This window comes from Chryseobacterium sp. SIMBA_029, from assembly GCF_046535275.1.
In the GTDB taxonomy this organism is placed as follows: Bacteria; Bacteroidota; Bacteroidia; order Flavobacteriales; family Weeksellaceae; genus Chryseobacterium.
Window position 1 is genome coordinate 259174 of the sequence record NZ_JAWRXA010000005.1, and the last position, 21046, is coordinate 280219.

Annotated in this window: 23 protein-coding genes; 10 read left to right on the top strand and 13 right to left on the bottom strand. The window is 38.0% G+C overall.

Annotated features, from left to right (window positions below):
* Positions 1–97: 97 nt before the first annotated feature.
* From SB679_RS11070 to SB679_RS11115, 10 genes are all read right to left on the bottom strand, one after another.
* On the bottom strand, positions 98–799 hold the full coding sequence (locus SB679_RS11070; protein ID WP_410702351.1) for a hypothetical protein: 702 nt from the start codon (positions 797–799) through the stop codon (positions 98–100).
* Positions 800–813: 14 nt separating this feature from the next.
* Complete coding sequence (locus SB679_RS11075; protein WP_410702352.1) at positions 814–1602, bottom strand: urease accessory protein UreD; 789 nt, start codon at positions 1600–1602, stop codon at positions 814–816.
* Positions 1603–2241, bottom strand: coding sequence for an urease accessory protein UreG (gene ureG, locus SB679_RS11080; RefSeq protein WP_034713971.1), 639 nt, complete (start codon positions 2239–2241; stop codon positions 1603–1605).
* A gap of 79 nt (positions 2242–2320) precedes the next feature.
* Positions 2321–3010: an urease accessory protein UreF gene (locus SB679_RS11085; RefSeq protein ID WP_410702353.1), complete on the bottom strand. Its 690-nt coding sequence runs from the start codon at positions 3008–3010 to the stop codon at positions 2321–2323.
* A gap of 1 nt (position 3011) precedes the next feature.
* On the bottom strand, positions 3012–3524 hold the full coding sequence (ureE, locus tag SB679_RS11090) for an urease accessory protein UreE (RefSeq protein ID WP_410702354.1): 513 nt from the start codon (positions 3522–3524) through the stop codon (positions 3012–3014).
* On the bottom strand, positions 3521–4177 hold the full coding sequence (locus SB679_RS11095) for a hypothetical protein (RefSeq protein WP_410702355.1): 657 nt from the start codon (positions 4175–4177) through the stop codon (positions 3521–3523). The genes ureE and SB679_RS11095 overlap by 4 nt, the downstream gene beginning before the upstream one ends.
* 63 nt (positions 4178–4240) lie before the next feature.
* The gene (gene ureC, locus SB679_RS11100) at positions 4241–5962 is read right to left on the bottom strand and encodes an urease subunit alpha (protein WP_410702357.1); all 1722 of its coding nucleotides are present in this window, start codon (positions 5960–5962) and stop codon (positions 4241–4243) included.
* A 1-nt stretch (position 5963) separates the two neighbouring features.
* The gene (gene ureB / locus SB679_RS11105) at positions 5964–6332 is read right to left on the bottom strand and encodes an urease subunit beta (RefSeq protein WP_410702358.1); all 369 of its coding nucleotides are present in this window, start codon (positions 6330–6332) and stop codon (positions 5964–5966) included.
* 14 nt (positions 6333–6346) lie between these two features.
* Positions 6347–6649 carry an urease subunit gamma gene (gene ureA, locus SB679_RS11110; protein WP_034714126.1) on the bottom strand — a complete coding sequence of 101 codons (303 nt, stop codon included), beginning with the start codon at positions 6647–6649 and terminating at the stop codon, positions 6347–6349.
* A 152-nt stretch (positions 6650–6801) separates the two neighbouring features.
* On the bottom strand, positions 6802–7176 hold the full coding sequence (locus tag SB679_RS11115; protein WP_410702360.1) for a hypothetical protein: 375 nt from the start codon (positions 7174–7176) through the stop codon (positions 6802–6804).
* Positions 7177–7562: 386 nt separating this feature from the next.
* On the opposite strand from SB679_RS11115, the gene pruA reads away from it, so the two are divergent.
* From pruA to SB679_RS11130, 3 genes are all read left to right on the top strand, one after another.
* Positions 7563–9188: an L-glutamate gamma-semialdehyde dehydrogenase gene (pruA, locus tag SB679_RS11120; RefSeq protein WP_034713984.1), complete on the top strand. Its 1626-nt coding sequence runs from the start codon at positions 7563–7565 to the stop codon at positions 9186–9188.
* Between the two features lie 168 nt (positions 9189–9356).
* On the top strand, positions 9357–9566 hold the full coding sequence (locus SB679_RS11125; RefSeq protein WP_410702361.1) for a cytochrome C551: 210 nt from the start codon (positions 9357–9359) through the stop codon (positions 9564–9566).
* Between the two features lie 122 nt (positions 9567–9688).
* Entirely contained in the window at positions 9689–9898 is a 210-nt protein-coding gene (locus tag SB679_RS11130) for a hypothetical protein (RefSeq protein ID WP_317741479.1), read from the top strand.
* Positions 9899–9999: 101 nt separating this feature from the next.
* Here SB679_RS11130 and SB679_RS11135 read toward each other — a convergent pair whose 3' ends face one another.
* A complete protein-coding gene (locus SB679_RS11135; RefSeq protein WP_410702363.1) occupies positions 10000–10893 on the bottom strand; it encodes a hypothetical protein in 894 nt (297 codons plus the stop codon).
* A 311-nt stretch (positions 10894–11204) separates the two neighbouring features.
* Positions 11205–12794 carry a tetratricopeptide repeat protein gene (locus SB679_RS11140; protein WP_410702364.1) on the bottom strand — a complete coding sequence of 530 codons (1590 nt, stop codon included), beginning with the start codon at positions 12792–12794 and terminating at the stop codon, positions 11205–11207.
* A 280-nt stretch (positions 12795–13074) separates the two neighbouring features.
* On the opposite strand from SB679_RS11140, the gene SB679_RS11145 reads away from it, so the two are divergent.
* Positions 13075–14232, top strand: coding sequence for a thioredoxin family protein (locus SB679_RS11145; RefSeq protein ID WP_410702366.1), 1158 nt, complete (start codon positions 13075–13077; stop codon positions 14230–14232).
* 263 nt (positions 14233–14495) lie between these two features.
* Here SB679_RS11145 and SB679_RS11150 read toward each other — a convergent pair whose 3' ends face one another.
* A complete protein-coding gene (locus tag SB679_RS11150) occupies positions 14496–15518 on the bottom strand; it encodes a 3-oxoacyl-ACP synthase III family protein (RefSeq protein ID WP_410702367.1) in 1023 nt (340 codons plus the stop codon).
* Between the two features lie 72 nt (positions 15519–15590).
* On the opposite strand from SB679_RS11150, the gene SB679_RS11155 reads away from it, so the two are divergent.
* The 6 genes from SB679_RS11155 to SB679_RS11180 all read left to right on the top strand — a co-directional run bounded on the left by SB679_RS11155 (position 15591) and on the right by SB679_RS11180 (position 21044).
* On the top strand, positions 15591–16490 hold the full coding sequence (locus tag SB679_RS11155; protein ID WP_410702368.1) for a CorA family divalent cation transporter: 900 nt from the start codon (positions 15591–15593) through the stop codon (positions 16488–16490).
* Between the two features lie 165 nt (positions 16491–16655).
* Complete coding sequence (locus tag SB679_RS11160; RefSeq protein WP_410702370.1) at positions 16656–18242, top strand: patatin-like phospholipase family protein; 1587 nt, start codon at positions 16656–16658, stop codon at positions 18240–18242.
* A gap of 39 nt (positions 18243–18281) precedes the next feature.
* Positions 18282–19532 carry a HEAT repeat domain-containing protein gene (locus SB679_RS11165; RefSeq protein WP_410702371.1) on the top strand — a complete coding sequence of 417 codons (1251 nt, stop codon included), beginning with the start codon at positions 18282–18284 and terminating at the stop codon, positions 19530–19532.
* A 21-nt stretch (positions 19533–19553) separates the two neighbouring features.
* Positions 19554–20015 carry a hypothetical protein gene (locus tag SB679_RS11170; RefSeq protein ID WP_410702372.1) on the top strand — a complete coding sequence of 154 codons (462 nt, stop codon included), beginning with the start codon at positions 19554–19556 and terminating at the stop codon, positions 20013–20015.
* Between the two features lie 18 nt (positions 20016–20033).
* On the top strand, positions 20034–20261 hold the full coding sequence (locus tag SB679_RS11175; RefSeq protein WP_410702374.1) for a hypothetical protein: 228 nt from the start codon (positions 20034–20036) through the stop codon (positions 20259–20261).
* 12 nt (positions 20262–20273) lie between these two features.
* The gene (locus SB679_RS11180; protein WP_410702375.1) at positions 20274–21044 is read left to right on the top strand and encodes a hypothetical protein; all 771 of its coding nucleotides are present in this window, start codon (positions 20274–20276) and stop codon (positions 21042–21044) included.
* Positions 21045–21046: the final 2 nt, after the last annotated feature.

The following is a 21046-nucleotide window of genomic DNA, read 5'->3' on the forward strand; positions in this document are numbered from 1 at the left end:
TTTGTATAATGTAAAAATGTATAGTGTATTGATGATAGAGAACTAAAAGCCAAGAACCAAAAACTGACAACTGACAACCAACAACTGATAACTTCTCTTACCATCCTAAAAAGACCATTCCTATTCCGCAGACGGTTACCACTGCACCGCTTACGACTCCCATATAACGTTCCAGTTTTTCCGTATTGAATAAAGTTGAATATCCGTAACGACCCAGCAGTACCATTCCAAGCATCGTTACAACTGTCGTGATTGTGAAAGAGGTAACCAGTACCGCGATTTCTGTCATAGAATGTTTAACTCCTGAATAAAACAGCAGCGGAATTAAAGGCTCACTCGGTCCCATTACGAAGATCATAAAAAGAACCAAGGGAGTCACTTTTATTCTTGTCTGAGGCATTACCATTTCAGTGTGATTATGTTCATACACATATACCTCATCACCCATCACGTCAAAATGCTTATGGGGCTTATTCCTGATGGCCTGAACTAATCCGTAGATAAGATAAATTCCACCAACGATCAGCAGTGCCCATCCTGAAAAATTACCTCTCAAATCCTGAAACCAAGAAATTTTATTCAGCTGCCATCCTAAGAAAACGCCTATAAATCCTAATATCAGGGAGCTCATTACGTGTCCGAATCCGCAGATCACCGTTAGCACTGCCGTTCTCATTCCGCTCCAGTTTTTCGATTTTGAAAGAACGATAAACGGCAGATAATGATCCGGTCCGGAAGCCGTATGTATAAAACTTATAGAAACAGCACTTAGCAAAAGTGCCCAAATAGTAGTATCCATTTCTTAAATTATTTTTATTCTAATGCCCAGAGCATCTCCTGAACATACAGGAAAAAGTTATACATAATTTCTCCGCCGTGTCCCAATGCCCGGATGACAAAACCATTGTTTTCCATTGCTGATACCCCGATTTCCATTTCTTCATGATGGGCTTCTACAGCCTTATACATCATTTCTACCAGGTTTGTTTTGTCAATATCATTCTTCGTACTGTAAAAAATAAGCGTTCCCTGATGGGTATATTCCTCCAGATTTCCTATACTGCTGATAGGAATCACTTCCGGCTGTATCAAGACATTATCTTTTATAATCAATTGATCCCCGTGATAGATTTCCATGATGTTTTGAAACCGTTTCAGTTTAAAAACCTCTCCGTAATGCTTTCTTCCGCAGGTAATAATTTCACTGATGATGATCTGACTGTTATTTCCGATATGGATTTTCGCTTTGCTTTTAAAGTTTGAATCTTCATGTGGAACCACCGGATGCGGAACATAGGCAAATGAAGTGTCATCCTGCATGGAGACCGTCATTTCCTGTAAGGCTTTATCCTTCATATTAAACAGCCTTTGATACGACTGCGACTGCAGCTGCAACGAGGATCCTTTTTCCAGAGTAATATCCAGATGGTAATGGTCTCCATCCAGAATTCCCGGGGAAGAGCTCATGATCATCTGGTAGAGTTTGTTGTCATTTTTACGCTGCCCCACAGAAACTACCCGGAACGGCAGCGTTACGTACAGGTCCTTTACATACGATTTCCCTTCTTTGTATCCGGCCGTAATTTTTAAGTGGCTGTCCATTTATCGTACGAGATTCGGTTCTTCACATTCCTCAAGAAGTGCATATTTTTTGATCCATCCGATCACTTTGTCCAGTCCTTCATCCGTTTTCAGGTTGGTGAACACAAAAGGACTTCCCCCTCTCATTCTTCTGGCATCTCTTTCCATGACTTCAAGACTGGCTCCCACGTGAGGCGCAAGATCTATTTTATTAATGATCAATAAATCTGATCTGGTGATTCCGGGACCTCCTTTTCTCGGTATTTTTTCTCCTTCTGCAACATCAATGATAAAAATGCTCACATCTGCAAGATCTGGACTGAAGGTTGCTGATAAATTATCACCGCCGCTTTCAATAAGGATCATTTCAATTTCAGGAAAACGTGCAGCCAGTTCGTCTACAGCTTCGAGGTTCATACTTGCATCTTCACGGATAGCGGTATGAGGGCATCCTCCTGTTTCTACCCCAATGATTCTGTCGTGGGGAAGCAGGCTGTTTTTAGCCATAAATTCTGCATCTTCCTTGGTGTAAATATCATTCGTGATCACTCCAAGATTATATTCCCCAAACATTTTTCTGCTTAACCGCTCCAGTAATGCTGTTTTTCCTGAACCTACAGGTCCGGCTACTCCTATTTTGATATACTTTCTATTTTCCATTTTTTTAAATTTTACATTGTTTCTTTTTGGCTATCCACCCCGATAACTCTTTATTCTTTTCTCTTTTTATCCCTTTTCATTAAGACATATACAGTCTCGAATATAAATTCTCATGCTGCATGCACCGGATATCGAAAGAAGTATTGCAAAGTCCTACCATATCCCTTTCGAGCTCAATGGTTTCCAATACCGTTTTTTCCATCACTGAATACATTGAGAATAAAATATCCTGTCCGTCCAGCTGTCCGAGCGGAACCAGTTTTACAGCATTCGTGATCATTCCCGCTACAGAAGTATAATAAAACCCCAAAAGGGCTTCATGCAAAGGCATCTTCATCAATCCTGCATACATTCCAAATACGATACAGTAGTGGGAACTGGCTTCGCGGTTAGAAACTGCTTTTTCATAGGCTTCCATGAGCGAAAAATTTTCTTTTCTTTTGAAAATTTTAATCAGACGTAATCCTAGCTTCTGGCTTGCCTGGCGGATTTCTCTGGGACATTTCAAGGCATTGCATTCTCTATCGAGTTCCAGCAGTAATGCTAAATTTTCATTTTGTACTGCCTCATAGGCCAGTTTTACAAAAGCTCCGTCATTGTATTTAAGGTTATGCTGAAGCATATTCTCTACAAATTCTTTAGCGGTTACTCTGTCGTGTACAATTTTTTTCTGTACATAGGTTTCTAATCCGTTAGAATGGCTGTATCCTCCTATGGGCAACGTAGGATCCGAAAGATGTAAGAGTCCTGCCAGGAAATTCAAATTCATATTATTCATCTTTTGAGGAAGCCATTTTTAATATTTTAGTAAAAATCGTAGATCCCAAACTTCCGTGTCCATGAGGTTCTACATTGGATTTAAGAAGATTGAGCAGTTTTACATGCTGTCTTTCCGGGGCAAATCCGCTTGCCTCCAGCCATCTGTACATCGGCATTTCAAACGGCAGCAGAACTTTATCTTCCTGAATGAAAAGGGGAATATGTTTGTTTCCTATTTCATAACATACGGTTCCCATTTCCAGCATGGAAGAAGGTGACATCACAATGGCTTCGGTTTCTAAGACATTCACTACGATAAGCTTTTCTTCATTTTCGAAAAGAACATCTCCTTCTCTTAACCTTTGTCCTTCTCTAAGGAATTTAATGGCTATCTCTTCTCCCGATCGGGTCTTTTTCCTTTGAATCCTCTTAGTGCACTCAAACCATTCCAGGTCCAGATAATCAATCATTCTTCCGTTAGCGGGATGCTCTGAAAGTGTACCTATCGTTTCGTTTATAATCATTGGTCAGATTTTTTCTTGAAATTAAAATTCTTGGAAATTCCTACTCCGAATGCAGAACCGCTGATTCCTGCCACATAGGTTTTCGTCCATCCTTCCCCTTTCACTTTGGTCTGAAGCATAGAAAGTTCAGCAAACTTAAATTTCAATGCCCATCCGCCCCCCATAAATATGGCGAATAAAGGATATGCTCTCAATCGGTATCCGTTAAAGTCCTGCATGGAAGCTGACACATCAGATAATTTCTGTCCCCATACATAATGCGCGTCTACCTGCCCTATCAGCGCGAAGTATTTTCCCAAGGAGAATGAGGGACTGTACCAGATTCCGGCTTCATTCTGTTTGTAGACTGTACGGTCATTCACCACATCTCTGGCATAGGCATAATTAACTCCCACCACATCATTATTATTGATAAAATATCCCACCCCTACCGGTACGCCAGCATTGGCACTGGTTCCTACCGAGCTGGTACTGCTCGATGGAGTGTTGGTTTTGGAATAATCAAAGGAGCCGTAGATCATCCACTGTCCTTTAGGTCCGTCGTCAGTATCTTTAAGCCTCATTCCTCCCAGAAACTGGCCATTCATTGAAGCGGAAAACATCAGTAAGGCAGCTGCTGCAAAAGAAAAAACTGTTGTATTAAAATATTTCATTTGATATCTTTTTAGGTAAGAAAGGCCCGGCTGTATTCCGAGCCTTTTTAAAAACTCTATTCTTTAGAAAAGGTAATAGAGCTGTGTTAGAGGAAGTTTTTCTGCCGGCTCACAGGTGATATATTCACCGTCTACGGTTACTTTATAGTTTTCTGCATTGACCTCAATCAACGGTGTTTTATCGTTATGAATAAGGTCTTTTTTAGAAATATTTCTACAGTTTTTGACAGGAAGGATCATTTTATCCAGTTTATAAGACGCAATGGCCCCATTGTCGATAGAAATCTGTGATACAAAAGTGGCACAGGTACCAAATTTTGCTTTTCCATGAGCACCAAACATATTTCTATAGATCACAGGCTGTGGTGTAGGAATAGAAGCATTCGGGTCCCCCATTTTAGCGGCAACTACGAAACCTCCTTTTAAAATCATTTCCGGTTTTACTCCAAATAATGCAGGTTTCCAAATCACTAAATCAGCAATTTTTCCTTCTTCAATAGAACCTACATATTCTGAGATACCATGAGCGATAGCAGGGTTGATCGTATATTTTGCCACATATCTTTTAGCACGGTAGTTATCGTTTTCAGCCCCTTCATCTTCTTTTAACGGACCTCTCTGCTCCTTCATTTTACTTGCTGTCTGCCAGGTTCTGGTTACCACCTCACCAGGTCTTCCCATGGCCTGAGAATCTGAACTCATGATACTGAATACTCCCATATCGTGAAGAATATCTTCAGCCGCGATCGTTTCCGGACGGATACGGGAATCAGCAAATGCCACATCTTCCGGGATATTTTTACTTAAATGATGGCATACCATTAACATATCAAGGTGCTCATCAATCGTATTGATCGTGTAAGGACGTGTAGGATTGGTAGATGCAGGAAGTACATTAGGATACATCGCAGCTTTAATAATGTCCGGTGCATGTCCTCCACCAGCACCTTCTGTATGGAACGTATGGATCACTCTTCCGTTGATCGCTCTCATTGTATCTTCCAGGAAACCTCCTTCATTCAGCGTATCGGTGTGAATCGCCACCTGAACATCATATTTATCAGCTACTTTTAAGGAAGCATCTATCGTTGCCGTGGTTGCTCCCCAGTCTTCATGAATCTTCACCCCTAAAGCTCCTGCTTCTACCTGCTCTTCGATAGGTTCTTCTGCAGAACAGTTTCCTTTTCCGAAGAATCCTAAATTCATTGGATATTCTTCTGCGGCTTCAAGCATTTTCTGGATATTGAAGCTTCCCGGAGTACAGGTTGTTGCATTCGTTCCGTCGTTAGGACCGGTTCCACCACCAATCATAGTGGTAATTCCGCTGTATAGAGACGTATCAATCTGCTGTGGGCAGATGTAGTGAATATGGGTATCAATTCCTCCTGCAGTTACAATGTATCCTTTCCCACCATGTACTTCTGTAGATGCACCGATGATCATGTTCGGAGATACACCGTCCATCGTATCAGGATTTCCTGCTTTTCCGATGCCTACGATTTTCCCGTCTTTAATTCCGATATCTGCTTTTACGATCCCCCAGTGGTCAATAATCGTTGCTCCGGTGATACAAAGATCCAGTACGCCTTCCGCTCTTTTTGCACTTACGTTCTGTCCCATTCCGTCACGGACCGTTTTACCGCCTCCAAATACGGCTTCATCCCCATAATGGGTGAAATCTTTTTCTATTTCAATAATTAATTCGGTGTCTCCCAGACGGATTCTGTCTCCTGCTGTAGGTCCTAATATATTGGCGTATTGTTTTCTGTCTACGTGTAAACTCATCTTAGTGATTTTTAAAATTTAACTGTTCAGCTTTCGCAAGACTTCCTTTTTTCTGTACATCGGAATCTACCTGCCCGTCTACCAGATTATTGAATCCCATTGCTTTTTTATTTCCTCCGATTTCCACAAGTACAACTTCTTTTTCTTCCCCCGGTTCAAAACGCACGGCGGTACTGGCGACAATATTCAGCCTTTTCCCAAATGCTTTTTCACGGTCAAAGCTCATCGCTTTATTCACTTCGAAAAAATGAAAGTGAGAACCTACCTGAATAGGACGGTCGCCTGTGTTTACTACTTTTATGGTGACTGTTTCTCTGCCTTCATTGCAGATAATAGTTCCTTCTTTTACGAAAATTTCTCCTGGTATCATAATAGGATTGGATTTTAACGAATTGGATTATGAACGGTTACCAGCTTGGTTCCGTCCGGAAAAGTTGCTTCGATCTGAACATCATGGATCATATCTGCAACGCCGGGCATTACATCATCTATGGTAAGAATCTGTGCCCCTTCCTGCATAAGCTCTGCTACTTTTTTACCATCTCTGGCGCCTTCCAGCAGAAAGTGGCTGATTAATGCTATGGATTCAGGATAGTTGAGTTTAAGACCTCTGGCCTTTCTTTTAAGAGCAAGCTCGCCTGCCATGTGCAGCATAAGCTTCTCGGTTTCTCTTGGAGTTAAATGCATATTATTTTGTTTAAAGTTGAACATACGTTCTCCTGTCTGCCTTTATTCAAAGGCAAATGGAGGTATTGATAATTGCGTAAAAATGAAAATGGTCGTCCGGATCTGTATTGAATACAAATCACACGAATCCCATCAGGTAAGGAAGAAAAAAATTAACAGGCTATCTGTAAAGAATGATATAAGATATATCGGGGTGCTGCCGTATAGTTGTGATTTCGGATAGCACGGGGCTGTACATAAGAAGAATATACAGTGAAGCAGAAACTGATATATTCCTGAACAATGTGGGAATAATCAAATTTCACTTTTTCAAGGTCATCAGAATCGGAATCAGAGTCATCCTGAATGGCTGACAGCATATCCATTTCAATCGGATTCTGCTGATCCAGTTTTTGTAAATGAATATTTTTCGAAACAGATTCAGAGAAAACCTGAACCGTATGTTTTTTCTGAGCAAACAAACCTGCACATACTGTTGCAAAAAACAGCATGAAGGAGAACAGGGTAATTTTATTTTTAGTGCTCATAATAATGGAGTAAAAGTAGACTAATCCCTAGCCCTCGCCTATCAAAAAGATCACTTAAAATGTTCAAAATCGTGACAAAACGAAATAACCCTAAATGGCTGACCGCTCATCAATCCTTTAAAGAAAGCCATCCAGGGGCTTTGCAAAGTATGACAGACAAACCACTACATTTCTTTATTTAAAAGGTTTTCATGGAAATTTTTCATACTTAATTTTCAAAACAAGAATAAAAAACAGAAAATAATAACTTTTTAATCATAAAAAAGCGCTTGCTTTTAAACATAAAGGAGCCATAAAGTGTATGGAATTAAAAAGAAGCGTATTTTTTCTTTCCTTTAATTATCGTAAATTTGTATACTACATACTTTAAATAAAATAATAAAAATATGTCCAAAGCAATTTCGCAAGTACCATTTGCAGTAAATGAGCCGGTAAATTCTTATGTTCCGGGTTCTCCAGAAGTAAAAAGCCTTATCGCAACCTACAAAAAAATGTGGGCAGAGAAGATAGAAATTCCAATGGTGATCAATGGAAAAGAAGTAAAAACCGGTGATACGGTACAGCTTCAGTCTCCTCAGGACCATCAGCATGACTTCGGATTCTATCACAGAGGAACGATGCAGCATGTAGATGAGGCGATCAATGCAGCATTAGCTGCTAAAAAAGAATGGAATGAACTGGGCTGGGAGCACCGTGCTGCTATTTTCTTAAAAGCGGCAGATCTATTGGCTGGACCTTACAGAGATGTAATCAACGCAGCAACGATGATCGGACAGTCTAAAAATGTACATCAGGCTGAAATTGACGCTGCTTGCGAATTCATAGATTTCCTACGTTTCAATGTAGAATTTATGACGGAAATGTATTCTGAGCAGCCGGTATCTGATGCTGGTATCTGGAACCGTGTAGAGTACAGACCATTGGAAGGATTCTGTTTTGCAGTAACTCCTTTCAACTTTACGGCTATTTCCGGAAACCTTCCTACTTGTATGGCAATGCTTGGAAACGTTGTGGTTTGGAAACCTTCTGACAAGCAGGTATATTCTGCAAAGGTGATCATGGATGTATTAACAGAAGCGGGTCTTCCTGCCGGAGTTATCAATATGATCTTTACAGACGGAAAAGAAACGGCTGAAAAAGTATTGGCTCACCGTGATTTTGCGGGACTTCACTTTACAGGTTCTACAAAAGTTTTCCAGGGAATGTGGAAAATGATTGGAGACAATATTCACAATTACAGAACTTACCCAAGAATCGTTGGAGAAACCGGAGGAAAAGACTTCGTTATTGCTCACCCATCTGCAAATGTAGAAGCGGTAGCAACTGCGTTAGTAAGAGGTTCTTTTGAATATCAGGGACAGAAATGTTCTGCTGCTTCAAGAGCGTATATTCCAAGATCGATCTGGGAAGATGTGAAAAAAGTAATGGAAACTCAGATCAATTCTATTAAAATCGGTTCTCCTGAAGATCCTTCTAACTTTGTGAATGCTGTTATCGACAAAAATTCATTTGAAAAATGTAAAGGGTATATCGACAGAGCTCAAAATTCCAGTGAAGCTAAAGTGGTAATCGGTGGAAAATGCGACGATTCAAAAGGATGGTTCGTAAGCCCTACGGTTATTGAAACAACTAATCCTCAATACGAAAGTATGGTTGAAGAGATTTTCGGCCCTATCTTAAGTTTATATGTTTACGAAGATAAAGACTGGAAAGAAACATTGGCATTAGTAGATTCTTCCTCTCCATATTCATTAACAGGTTCTGTATTTGCACAAGACCGTTATGCCGTAAATGAAGCATTCAAGGCATTAGAAAATGCTTCCGGAAACTTCTATATCAATGATAAACCAACAGGAGCTGTGGTAGGACAGCAGCCTTTCGGTGGTGGAAGAGCATCAGGAACGAATGATAAAGCAGGTTCTAAAATGAACTTACTAAGATGGACATCTGTAAGAAGTATTAAAGAAACTTTTGTTTCTCCAAAAGATTACAAATATCCTTATTTAGGATAATCAATAATAATTATCATAGTATAAGCCCCGGATGTTATTCGGGGCTTTTTCTTTGATTACAGCCACAATTAACAAAATTTAAGCTATTTTATTGATTTTTTGGCAGTTAACAAACCTTATTAGGAATAATTATTGAACTTTATATAGTACACCAAAATAAAATTTGTTATGAAAAAGTTATTGTTATTAACCGCAGGTCTGGGATTACTGGCAGTAAGCTGCGGAACAAAGGAAAGTTCGATGTCATCCGGTAGCACAGATTCAACTGCTGCGAGCAGTAAAACGATGTCTCCTGTAACTACGGATACGACAGCCACAGCGAAAATGAAACCCGATACTTTAAAGGTAGATTCTGTAGCTGCTCCTGCAACCCGATAAAATATAATCTATTAATATGAAATCCACGGATGAAAGTTCTGTGGATTTTTTTTGCAGAATAAACCTTAAACTACTATAAAAACATCAATATTTCTTATATTTGATTACATTAAAAAATTACTATGAAAAAACTATGGATCGGAGCCGTTCTAGGCGTACTTGTTTTAGGAAGCTGTGCTCAGAATAAAGAAAAAAGAGAAGAATTTAAAGATGAACACGATAAAGATTCTTTAAGAAATAAAATGGGAGATTCTGCAGTAGCCAATTCAGAATATGCTCCTACAGACACTATCAAGGCAAATATTAGAAAAGACAGTACAAAAACAAAATAACAAATCCGCAGAAAATTCTGCGGATTTGCACTTAAAAAAACTTGACTGAAAAAACCGGGCAATCATCCCCGATTGTATGGTATAAATCTATTAGCCTGAGCTTATTCGCCCAAATAGATAAATGTATTAACAACTAAATACGCAGACCTGTTGTCTAGTTTCATCCCCTGACCTCCCGTAGGAATAGTAGCTACTCCCGACAATGAATGGGTATGTGCTCCTGTAGTAGACGTCTTGTTAAGCATTCCGACTCCTCCCCATGAGGTAGGAATAGCAGTTCCCTGGTAATGACCGGATCCATTGTTTCCTACACTGGTGCCCCCTACCAAATAACCGCCTTCATCAGCAGTATGAGCATGTGATCCCGCACTTTCTGCAGTACCGCTCACAATACCTATAAGATTAATATCCGGAAGATTGGAACGGGTAATCGATATATGATTACTTCCTCCTTCACTTCCTAAAAGCTCAGCTCCGACTCTTGTCTTTAAAATTCTATCTGTTGCGTCAGGCAGAATTGAAGTAAAACCTAATCCTGATGCAGAATTTTGTGCAGCAGCTGGAAGAGAAGAAATTGATCTTCCGTTAAGCAGATACCAGCCGTTATGATCGGTATCCTGCACAGAGTTTTTAATATCTCCTGCTGTTTGTACATTAAATTTTCTGGGATCTCCCGGCATCATTTTCTGCCAGACATTTCCATCAAAGTAATACAGGCCGGAAGAGGTCAGATTAGCTGTTTTGTTGCTCGCTACATTGACTGGTGCGGTTGCATAGACGATAGTCCCTGCATGACTGTTTACATATTGAGCATCTCCTGCCTTGATCTCATCTCCTGAAAGCCTTGGGGGTAATATTCCCTCAGCTGTGGATCCGTCGGTTCTTTTTGCGACGATATCCAGACTCGTAATTGGATTAGCTGTATTAATTCCCACCTGCCCGGAGACATAGCTTGATAATACAGATGCCAACACGACCGTTAAAGTTGTCTTCATCCGTTTAATTTGTTACTAGTTAAGGTTTCATGGTTGGCATAAAATAATGGCAGATATTTTATACCGGCTAGTAGTTTCTTAGTTTTAGTGTTTAGGTCGGCTCTACAGACCTTATCTCGTGAAAGAAATATTTTCCCAGAAAAATTATACCATACTGCAGTATGATTGTCGTTCTGTAAAGCTGGCGCAAATATATGACAACGACCATATTACCTGAAACAATAGGCTGTCTGTTTTCGGGAAAATGAAAAGAAATAGAGAATTAGAGCAAAAGTTCTATATTGATTTTCGTGAAAATGAGTATATCAATCTCATTGATTATCAGAACTGATATGCTTAATGTAGGCCGATGGAGAAAAATCAGTTACTGCTTTAAAGACGGATGCGAATTTACTATGGGAAGAAAAGCCGCATTCGTCCGCAAGAATGCTGATTTTATACTGTCTGTATTTCTCATCATTAATCAGCTTGTCTACAATATAAGTAATCCTTAGACGATTGATGTAGGTTTTGAAATCTGCATTCTTATGCTGATTGATAACATAGGAAAGATATTTGGTATTGGTATTCAATTCTCCGGCAAGGAATGGCAACGACATATTTTTGCTGTTGTATAGAATTCCTTTTTCAAACTCCTCAAGAAGTTCCAATAATTTGGTTTCTGTTTCAGAGGTCATGATAGGTTCGTTTCTTTTCCTGGTGCTTTCATCATATTTATCATCCATCTCTTCAACGGAAATATTTGAAAATTCATTATCACCAGGTGTCTTTAAAGGCTTTTGATAAGAATCTTGCCCTTGAATCTTGGTTCGGATGATATTTTTAAATTTTGAATGCTGCTTTTTTTGTTTTAATCTGAAAGATATGATCAGGCCAATCAATGCTGCACATAATATAATAATGACTGCATTTTTTGCAATGTTTAGTGGTCCGCTGGTTTCATTCGATTTGAATGGGTTTTCCGCTGTTCCGGCAAATTCCCTGGTTCTTGCAGTGAGTCCATCATAGGCTTTCATATATTTTCCGGCATACAGGGAAGCTTTGTAGTTGTCTCCCGTTCCTTCATAATAATCATTAATATTGGAATACACCGCTTTTTTAAGTCTTAAGCTCCGTGAAGTATCAGCGATACTTTCTGCTTTGTTTAAATAGAGGTCGGCATCTTTCCAGTTTTTCTGTTTTAAACGAATTCCTCCCAATCCGTTATACACCAATCCCAGAGTACATGAACTTTTCTCCTTGAGCAGCTCTTCAGCTTTCCGGTAATAATTTTCAGAAACTTCATAATTGGCAAGTTTAAAATAAACATCGCCTAACAGTTGATAAGACGATGCTCTGGTTTTCTCCTCCCCTTTTATATTTATTTTTTCAAAAGACTGTAAAGAACGTTCGATATACTGCACAGCCTGGGAATAATTCCCGATTTCCATTTCATAATAGGCCATTTCCTGATTCAAAATTCCTGCTAATTCATACTTTTTTGGAATATCAACGATTCGCTGTGCAGTACCCAGACCTATCAGAATATATTTTTTTGACCGTTTATAAAGGCCCACCTGGCGGTATTGTCTGGCTAAAAAGACATCTACATGATCAGACCATTCAGGATTGTTGATCTGGCTGACAAGAGAATTTGCATTTTCTCCAAAACACAGCGACTTTTTCAAATCACCTGCTTTATGGTAAAGTTGTGCGGTAAGCAATAAACTTTTTACTTCGTCTAAAGGATTTTGAGCAGACTTATACAAAGAATCTGCGGTCTTTAACGCTTTGGAAAGGTCTTTATGTGAATCGAAAGTAGAAGTTCTTTCACAGATTTGATCGAAGCGGCTTATCTTCTGAGCAGAAATAGAGACAGCGGTGATCAACAAAAACACAAGTTTCAGCAAACTTTTAGACATAAAAAAATAAATTATTATTTTAATTTTATAATAATTCATCATTTTTCACTGGTGTCTTTTAGTTTTTGCAAAATTACGAATATTTTAGTTTTTATGGTAATATTTTATTAATAATTAATTATTTCAGTGTATAATTAAAATACTTATGGAATTCAATTACAGAGATTCGCATAACAATGAATTATTTTTCATATTCCTTTAGATTTTTCGTAACTATTTTATCTAAGGGACGACTGATGTATTAACATAATTATTACATTTGTAACGAGAAAAAGTATTTATGAAAAAATTAGCAATAATCTCTTCTTTATTTATAGGAATCCTGGCCTTCGCGCAGGGAATTAAATTTGAAGACAGCAATTTTGCCGCTATTCTGGCAAAAGCAAAAAAAGAAAATAAACTGGTATTCATTGATGCCTATGCATCCTGGTGTGGACCGTGTAAACTGATGGTGAAAAATATTTTCCCTCTGAAAACAGTAGGTGATTACTACAATGGCCACTTCATCAATGCAAAAATAGACATGGAGAAAGGAGAAGGAATAGGATTAGCCAAAAAATATAATGTTAAGGCCTTCCCTACTTACCTTTTCATCAACGGAGACGGTGAAGAAGTGCACAGAACTCTTGGATATGTGGAAGAAAATGATTTCATCCAGTTTGCAAAAGATGCAGGAGATCCGAACAAAAGACTTACCTCTTTAAAGCAAAAATTTGAAAACGGTGAAAAAGATCCTGAATTTTTAAAGAACCTTGCAGGACTTACCTTGTATAACGATGCAGAATTTTCCGGAAAAGTATTGGATCGTTATTTTCAGTCCAAAGAAAGTTTAGATCAGGAAGATGTACAAATGTTGCTTGCGGGAACTCAAAGTTCAGACAGCCCTTTGTATCAGGTTTTCAAAGCAAGAAAGCCGGAAGTTGTTAAAGTAATCGGTGATAAGTATGATAAATTTGATAAGAATATCAACCTGAATACGATTCTTAAAAAATCATACAATGCAGATACAAAAACATGGAATGACAATTATTTCATGACTGAATCTCAAAAATTTCTAACTAAAGAAGAAGCGGAAAAAACGCTGAAAAGAGTAAAAGCCAGCAGAGCTTTAAAGGATAAAGATATTGCGACTTACGAGAAGCTTACCTTGGAACTTTATAAAGATTACAGTGCTGCAAGTTCTGAGGAACTGAATTCATTAGCATGGAACTTCTTCGAAAATGTAAACACGAAATCTTCTCTGGAAAAAGCAGTGGCCTGGGCTCAGGAATCTGTAAAAAAAGATCAGAACTATGCCAATACAGATACATTGGCTAATCTTTACAATAAAGTAGGCGATAAGAAGAACGCTAAAATGTGGGCGGAAAAATCTATTGAACTGGCTAAAAGCACAGGTCAGGATTCCGGAGATACGGAGAAATTATTGAAAAGTCTTTAATTATTGACCCTAACAGCACAAAAAGCCGCAGAGATTCAAGAATCTCTGCGGCTTTTTTTATTTATAATTCCGTAAGGTTATTTGCTGTCCTTCCTGTATATTAAATTAAGCCGACTATATATAATTTTACCCCATTGTCATTCTGACGAAGGAAGAATCCCATGATAGCTTAGATTCTTCATTTCACTACGTTACATTCAGAATGACAGAGTCATAATAATAAGATAGCAGGGGTAATGTAAAATTGTATATAATTACCTAAATTAATACTGGAACAATACACTTCCCCAGGTAAATCCGCTTCCAAAAGCAGAAAGAAGAACGAGATCCCCTCTTTTTATTTTACCCAGTTCAATGGCTTCGCTTAAAGCAATAGGAATAGATGCTGCGGTTGTATTTCCGTATTTTTGGATGTTATTGTGGATCTTTTCGTCCGGAAGTCCGAATTTCTGCTGCACAAACTGGGCAATTCTTAAATTCGCCTGATGCGGAATGAACATATCAAGATCTTCAATCGTTTTTCCGGCTTTATCTAACGCTTCCTGCATGGTTTCAGGGAATCTTGTTACCGCATGTTTGAATACGAAGTTTCCATTCATAATAGGATATACTTCTTTATTGGTCACATTTTCAGGTTCTTTTCTCATCCTGTCGCTCCAGCCGTATTTAGATCCAGGGAACTGCGTACACAGTTCGTCTGCATATTTCCCTTCAGAATGCATGTTAACGGCTAAAATATCGCCTGCATTTTCATCTTCCGTTGCAGAAAGGATGATTGCTCCTGCCCCATCCCCAAAGATGACAGAAACTCCCCTTCCTTCATCAGAAAAATCCAATCCAAAAGAGTGGACTTCCGCTCCAACAACTAAAATATTTTTATACGTTCCTGATTTGATAAAGGCATTGGCAACGCTCACTGCATAGACAAAACCGGAACACTGGTTTCTTACATCTAAAGCACCAATGGTATCGCAGCCCAGCATATCCTGAAGCAATACTCCACATCCTGGAAAGTAATAGTCCGGAGAAAGGGTAGCAAAAACAATATAATCTATGTCTTTAGGAGTTAAACCTGCACTTTGTAAAGCTTTTTCAGAGGCCCTGAAACCTAAATATGCTGTAGTTTCCTGCGCATCATTTCTGTTTTTCCGGTGTCTTCTTTCCTTAATACCCGTTCGCTCCGTAATCCATTCATCATTAGTGGTCATTAATTCTGCTAAATCATCGTTCGTAACAACATTATCCGGCACATGAAATCCGATTCCTTTTATTGCACTTTTAATCATATAGTTTTTTAATTTTGACAAAGATAAAATTATTTAAAACATAGCATTTCAAAATATTAGTATTTTTACTTTATGCCGATCGACACTATATACAGAGATTCCCATTGCGAATGGGTAGACGTAGAATCCCCTACAACAGAGGATTTGAAATTCCTTCATGAAAGATATGAAATCAACAATCTTATGCTGGAAGATACTTTAGATCCCAACCACCTTCCCAAATATGAAGAAGACGGAGGGGTAAAGTTCTTTCTTCTTCGCGAAAGTACTGAACTGGAAAGGAAAAATCTGAATACCATCAGCGATATCAGTACCAAAATTGGGATTTTTCTGGTGGATAAAACCATTATTACCATCCACAGGATGAAAACCCGCAGCATTGCGGAAACCAAGAAACAGCTTTCTGCCATAGACAAAGATACCGCTGCTGAAAAAATTGCTTTGATGATTGCCCTGCTTATTATGAAAAGTTTCGATGACGAAGCCATAAGCTTAATGGAAACCATGGATAATATAGAAAACGAAATTTTCCTGAAAAACACCAATCATACCACTCAGATCCGAAGATTATACAAATTAAAAAGAAAGTCCGGGCTTAATTCCCGTGTTCTGACCATTTCTACGGATGCGGTGGACAAATTTAAACTTCTGGGACTTCAGGATTCTGAAGTAGTAGATTTAAAAGATAAACACAAAGATGTTGTCGCTGATTTCGATCATTTAAACCTGCAGATCACCAACCTTATTTCGATGTTCCTGGCCCTCTCTGATCAGAAAGCCAACCAGGTAATGAAAGTACTGGCCATTTATTCAGTTTACTTTTTACCAATCACCTTTATTGCGGGAGTCTATGGAATGAATTTCGATAATATGCCGGAACTGCATCATAAAAGCGGATATTTCCTCACGTTAGGTTTCATGGCGCTTATTGTGGTTTGTACCTTTATTTATGCAAGAAGGAAGCAGTGGTAGGTGGGATTTTAGATGTCAGACATCAGATATCAGATATTAGACGATAGAGAATGAGGAACAAAGAACAAAGAACAAAGAACAAAGAACAAAGAGAGAAGACCTAAACACTAAACACCCAGAACCAAACACTAAAAACCAACAACTGACAACCAATAAATCTGATCCATGAAAACTGATATTCTTACTAAAATTCTGGCGGAAGATGTCCTGTCCAAAGCCTCCAAAGATAAGTTGGAAGCCTTGCATGAGAATATTTCGCTCAAAGAGTTTTCTGATCTTTTAGACCGCCACGGAAACCAGTATGTAGAATTTGTACAGGAAGGTGGCGGAGTCTGGGGAAGTGCCCTGGTAGGGTATCTTTATGGTTTGGAAATGTTTGGCATCCGTTTTCTGAAAGTAGCCGGAACCAGTGCAGGAGCGATCAATACCATGTTGATTGCTGCCTGCAAAACAAAAGAAGAGGCCAAAAGTGAAGTGATCAAAGATGTTCTTTTCAAGCTGAATTTCGCTGATTTTATGGATGGCAAAGCTTATGTAAGAACAACGCTTCATTCTATGCTTAACAATAAAAATTTCCTGAAAATCAATGCTGTTATATTAGCGGTCATCATGATTATTCTGGTTATTATTCCCTTTGCGACTCCTTCAAAAACGACGTTGGAGGCGAAGTTACTTTTTCTGATTCCGCTGATCCCGGCTATTATTGCTTTTTTCTGCCTGAAAAAGTTCTACACTGATTTTAGGAAACAAAACAGCGGCCTTAACCCGGGAGATGTTCTTTTAAATACTATGAAAGACATTTTGGATGACTTTGGCGTAAAAACGGTTGCGAGTCTCAACGAAAAATTTATCCAAAAAGAATATGACCTCAACCTCAATTACCGTTATGGAAACGGGCACGAATATTATACGCTGGCTTTGGCCGGTATAGAAAAAATCAAAGCTGCGAATCTGGAACATATTGATGTGACCCGCTACAAAATATTCTATGAAAGTGCTGTGAATAATGATTATTATAAAAACAATCCTTTCTATCAGCTAAAATCAGAATATATTGTCATTACCACCGATATCAATGCCAAAATAAAGGTTGAGCTTCCTACGATGGCCAATTTATACTGGTCTGAAGAAGAATTGAAACACATCAGCCCGGCAGAATTTGTACGCACTTCGATATCGGTTCCTTTCTTTTTTGAACCTTTCCAGAAGAGGATCGATAAAGACGACAATTCGGTGAAGTATGCCTGGAAATTCTGGATGAATACAAAACCGGAAGACATCTACCCTGCCGGAGTTTTTATAGATGGCGGCAGTATTTCGAATTTTCCGATCGACCTTTTTCATGCAAGTGATGTTTTTTATCCGAGATTACCTTTGTTTGGAATACAATTAACCAGTGATTCTGAAATCAGTGCTGAAAAAATCAAAACCAGTGAACAAATCATGAAAACACCGTTTTCCTACGCGGGGAATATCATCAGTACGCTGAAAGGCTTTAATGATAAATCGTTCCTGACCAAACATAGCTTTTACCAATTGTTCAGTATACAAACAGTTAACTGCGGAACAAGCAACTGGCTGAATTTTTTCATGAAAAGAGAAGAAAAAGAAGATCTTTTCAACAGGGGATTTCAGGCAGCTCTGGATTTCCTTAATCAATTCGACTGGGAAAAGTACAAATATGAACGCATGATGCTTTCAATGAAGGAGAAAAAAATATTGAAGGAAGCGGATACGCCTACTGTAGGATAAGGAATTTTGAGTATTTTTAACGCTTCAAAATCCGTGAAAATGAAAAAAATAACCATCCTAGCATTTCTCATAGTATTTACATTTTTATCTGCTCAGGAAAAAACCATAAAAGAATTCAGGAAGGATTTCGAAAAAGCAATAGGAACAAATTTTACTGAAGAACAGCTTAATACATTATTCAGGGATTATCCTCTTATTTTAACGCCACATATTGATACTACACAATTAATTTCAGCATTAGAAGGAAATAATCCAAGTGATTATTCTATCCTTAATTTTAAAGAAGATCCTCTTTATACACAAAATATTGACCGTCTGCTGAAATCTCAAAATCAAAACCAAAGGATTTTTTCTTATTTGTTGGTTGCTTCTACTCAGGATCATTCCAAAGAGCAGCTGCTGTTGGAAAAAATTAAAACAGAAAATACGCCCGGCACTCTTCTATGGTCCGGGATGGCTTTGTTGAGTTTACAAACCAATCATACAGATGAGCTATTCGATTTTCTGGTAAAAAATGAAGATTTTGGTGATGCACATATGCTTCCTATGTATTTTAAACTTAACAAAGATTCTTTGCAAAGCACAGCTTATAAAAAAATTGACAGTAATGATGATAAGTCTAAAATATTAGCGGTACAAATTTTATCCTTAACCGGGAATAATCCTAAAACAGAAGAGTTGGTAAGAAATGCTGTAAAAAACTGGGATATTAACCTTAAGGGATATGCCATTTATACATTGGGGGAACTTCAACTGCCTCATGTTCTCCCATTGGTTCAACCCCTATTACAAAATCAAAAAGTTAGAAATATTTCTTTACGAGCACTAGCCAACAGCCCCACAAAAGAAGACAGAGCATATATTGCTTCAGCGGTCAGTACTAATAAAGCATTTGATGAAGATATGATGAATGCTCTTTTTCAATCTAAAAATATAGAAAATATCAAACTTTGGCTTTCGGTAATACAAATAAAAAATCCGCCGAAAGATTATTATTTTTCTGTCTCCAGCCAACCGCTGATTGCAAGTGATGAAGTGCTTAAAGACCTTCACAATGCCCTCCGAAATATAAAGAATAAGAGTGTTCTGGCGGAATTGGTAAGAGCCTTGCAGGAAAGGAATGATGATGAAAGTGTACACATCATGCTTGATCTATTAAAAAACCCCAGTTCAACAGTCAGATATTGGACTGCTGAAACCCTACAGGATAACCCCAATTCTATTCTTACTACCAAAGAAAATAAGAAACTGATAAAAAAAGGATTGGAAGATGGGAACTCTGTTGATTAAAAAATTAAACATATTAAACCAATGAACTGGATTATCCGAAGTACAAAAACACTAAAATTCCATACTAACTTAAAGGAAACGGTACAACCCATCTGGAATGATCTTACTGATTATGACTGGGTTTTAACAGACCTTGAATATATGCCCAATGGAAACAAAATCCCAATTGATTACGAGCATGATTATTTCTTATTACCTCATAAACAGTTTGAAATCCTTTATCAATCAGAAATTCAAATTATTTGGGGCATTATTTCGGCTATTCCCAAGAATACCAATTTAGATTTTAGTATTATTTCAACTCTTTCGGCTGAAGATAAAACTGCATGGAAAAGTAATGAGTATTTAATTCAAGAATCTTTTTTAGAAATTATTGCATTTGACAGTGGATATACCATTCTAAAATTTAAAGATGAAAATCTGTCTAATCAATTCAAAGAATATTTTAAAGAACAGGCTATAGATTTACAAAAATTCACTTGACAAATATGATCATCAGAAATGAAATCTCTACATAAATACTTTTTTTACACCGGAATCGCTATGATTCCTATTTCTGTTATTATGTTTTTAACAGCAATAGGGATGTTTACGGCAACAGGAGATTTCAATCCTATTATCGTCAAGCTTGCAGAGCTTTGCTTAATTTTGTATCTGCCTTTTTTCATACTGGGCATTCTCTTTACCATCACTGGAATGACAATTTACCTGGTTAATAAAAAAGATTAATGATTATCTGTTATGAGCGGTTACATAGAATTATATAAGATTGACAAAAAAAGAATAAAAGACAGACTGTATCATGAACTGACCAACCACAGCCTGCCTTATATTTATAGAGAAGGTATTAACAGATTTTTAGGAACTTTCCAGCATTTTATGGATACGCATAACAATACATATGACTACCACTATGCGTCCTATGAAAAAATTACTGAAAAGCTCCGGACAGAAGATTTCATTCTTGAATACTATGAGGTGAAAGTAATTTTAGATTGGCTGACCTGGTATTATGAAAGTGAATATGAAACTCATGAAACATTTCTGGATGATCACGGATTAATTTCCATCGGAACCTTGAATACCCGGTACGAACTTCCTATATTCTATTCAATCGGATATAAAGGTTTAACTGAATTTTATTTTCCACAGGAAAAAAAAGATCCGCTATGGAATGGCAGAAACTTTCCGATGCATCCCGAAGAACTAGTTCTCATCATCGACTATCTGCTTTTACTCTGCATCAAAATAGCTGAAATTACCGAAGATCCTGATCTTGATACCATCCACTATGACTGTAAAGAAAGTGAGCTCAAAAAAAATCTCATGCTGGATGCCAGCACCACTCAGCACCTTACCTCCTACTTGGAACAAAAACAAAGCGGGATTGAAGATCCTGAAATGGAACATCTCATGAACGGCGGCTACGAATATTACCATTATATCCTGTTCACGTTAAAACAAGACCTGGGTAATGATCAGGATCTGATTTATAAAAATGACCGCTATTAATG

What these genes read in the sequence shown, in the direction of transcription:
- ureA (WP_034714126.1), bottom strand. Translation starts at nt 6,649, where the DNA reads ATGCATTTAACTCCAAGAGAAACCGAGAAGCTTATGCTGCACATGGCA.
- SB679_RS11070 (WP_410702351.1), bottom strand. Translation starts at nt 799, where the DNA reads ATGGATACTACTATTTGGGCACTTTTGCTAAGTGCTGTTTCTATAAGT.
- SB679_RS11130 (WP_317741479.1), top strand. Translation starts at nt 9,689, where the DNA reads ATGAAAAAACTATGGATCGGAGCCGTTCTAGGCGTACTTGTTTTAGGA.
- SB679_RS11125 (WP_410702361.1), top strand. Translation starts at nt 9,357, where the DNA reads ATGAAAAAGTTATTGTTATTAACCGCAGGTCTGGGATTACTGGCAGTA.
- SB679_RS11135 (WP_410702363.1), bottom strand. Translation starts at nt 10,893, where the DNA reads ATGAAGACAACTTTAACGGTCGTGTTGGCATCTGTATTATCAAGCTAT.
- SB679_RS11140 (WP_410702364.1), bottom strand. Translation starts at nt 12,794, where the DNA reads ATGTCTAAAAGTTTGCTGAAACTTGTGTTTTTGTTGATCACCGCTGTC.
- SB679_RS11165 (WP_410702371.1), top strand. Translation starts at nt 18,282, where the DNA reads ATGAAAAAAATAACCATCCTAGCATTTCTCATAGTATTTACATTTTTA.
- SB679_RS11115 (WP_410702360.1), bottom strand. Translation starts at nt 7,176, where the DNA reads ATGAGCACTAAAAATAAAATTACCCTGTTCTCCTTCATGCTGTTTTTT.
- ureB (WP_410702358.1), bottom strand. Translation starts at nt 6,332, where the DNA reads ATGATACCAGGAGAAATTTTCGTAAAAGAAGGAACTATTATCTGCAAT.
- ureC (WP_410702357.1), bottom strand. Translation starts at nt 5,962, where the DNA reads ATGAGTTTACACGTAGACAGAAAACAATACGCCAATATATTAGGACCT.
- SB679_RS11085 (WP_410702353.1), bottom strand. Translation starts at nt 3,010, where the DNA reads ATGAATTTGAATTTCCTGGCAGGACTCTTACATCTTTCGGATCCTACG.
- SB679_RS11150 (WP_410702367.1), bottom strand. Translation starts at nt 15,518, where the DNA reads ATGATTAAAAGTGCAATAAAAGGAATCGGATTTCATGTGCCGGATAAT.
- SB679_RS11145 (WP_410702366.1), top strand. Translation starts at nt 13,075, where the DNA reads ATGAAAAAATTAGCAATAATCTCTTCTTTATTTATAGGAATCCTGGCC.
- SB679_RS11160 (WP_410702370.1), top strand. Translation starts at nt 16,656, where the DNA reads ATGAAAACTGATATTCTTACTAAAATTCTGGCGGAAGATGTCCTGTCC.
- SB679_RS11155 (WP_410702368.1), top strand. Translation starts at nt 15,591, where the DNA reads ATGCCGATCGACACTATATACAGAGATTCCCATTGCGAATGGGTAGAC.
- SB679_RS11175 (WP_410702374.1), top strand. Translation starts at nt 20,034, where the DNA reads ATGAAATCTCTACATAAATACTTTTTTTACACCGGAATCGCTATGATT.
- SB679_RS11170 (WP_410702372.1), top strand. Translation starts at nt 19,554, where the DNA reads ATGAACTGGATTATCCGAAGTACAAAAACACTAAAATTCCATACTAAC.
- ureE (WP_410702354.1), bottom strand. Translation starts at nt 3,524, where the DNA reads ATGATTATAAACGAAACGATAGGTACACTTTCAGAGCATCCCGCTAAC.
- ureG (WP_034713971.1), bottom strand. Translation starts at nt 2,241, where the DNA reads ATGGAAAATAGAAAGTATATCAAAATAGGAGTAGCCGGACCTGTAGGT.
- SB679_RS11180 (WP_410702375.1), top strand. Translation starts at nt 20,274, where the DNA reads ATGAGCGGTTACATAGAATTATATAAGATTGACAAAAAAAGAATAAAA.
- SB679_RS11095 (WP_410702355.1), bottom strand. Translation starts at nt 4,177, where the DNA reads ATGAAATATTTTAATACAACAGTTTTTTCTTTTGCAGCAGCTGCCTTA.
- SB679_RS11075 (WP_410702352.1), bottom strand. Translation starts at nt 1,602, where the DNA reads ATGGACAGCCACTTAAAAATTACGGCCGGATACAAAGAAGGGAAATCG.
- pruA (WP_034713984.1), top strand. Translation starts at nt 7,563, where the DNA reads ATGTCCAAAGCAATTTCGCAAGTACCATTTGCAGTAAATGAGCCGGTA.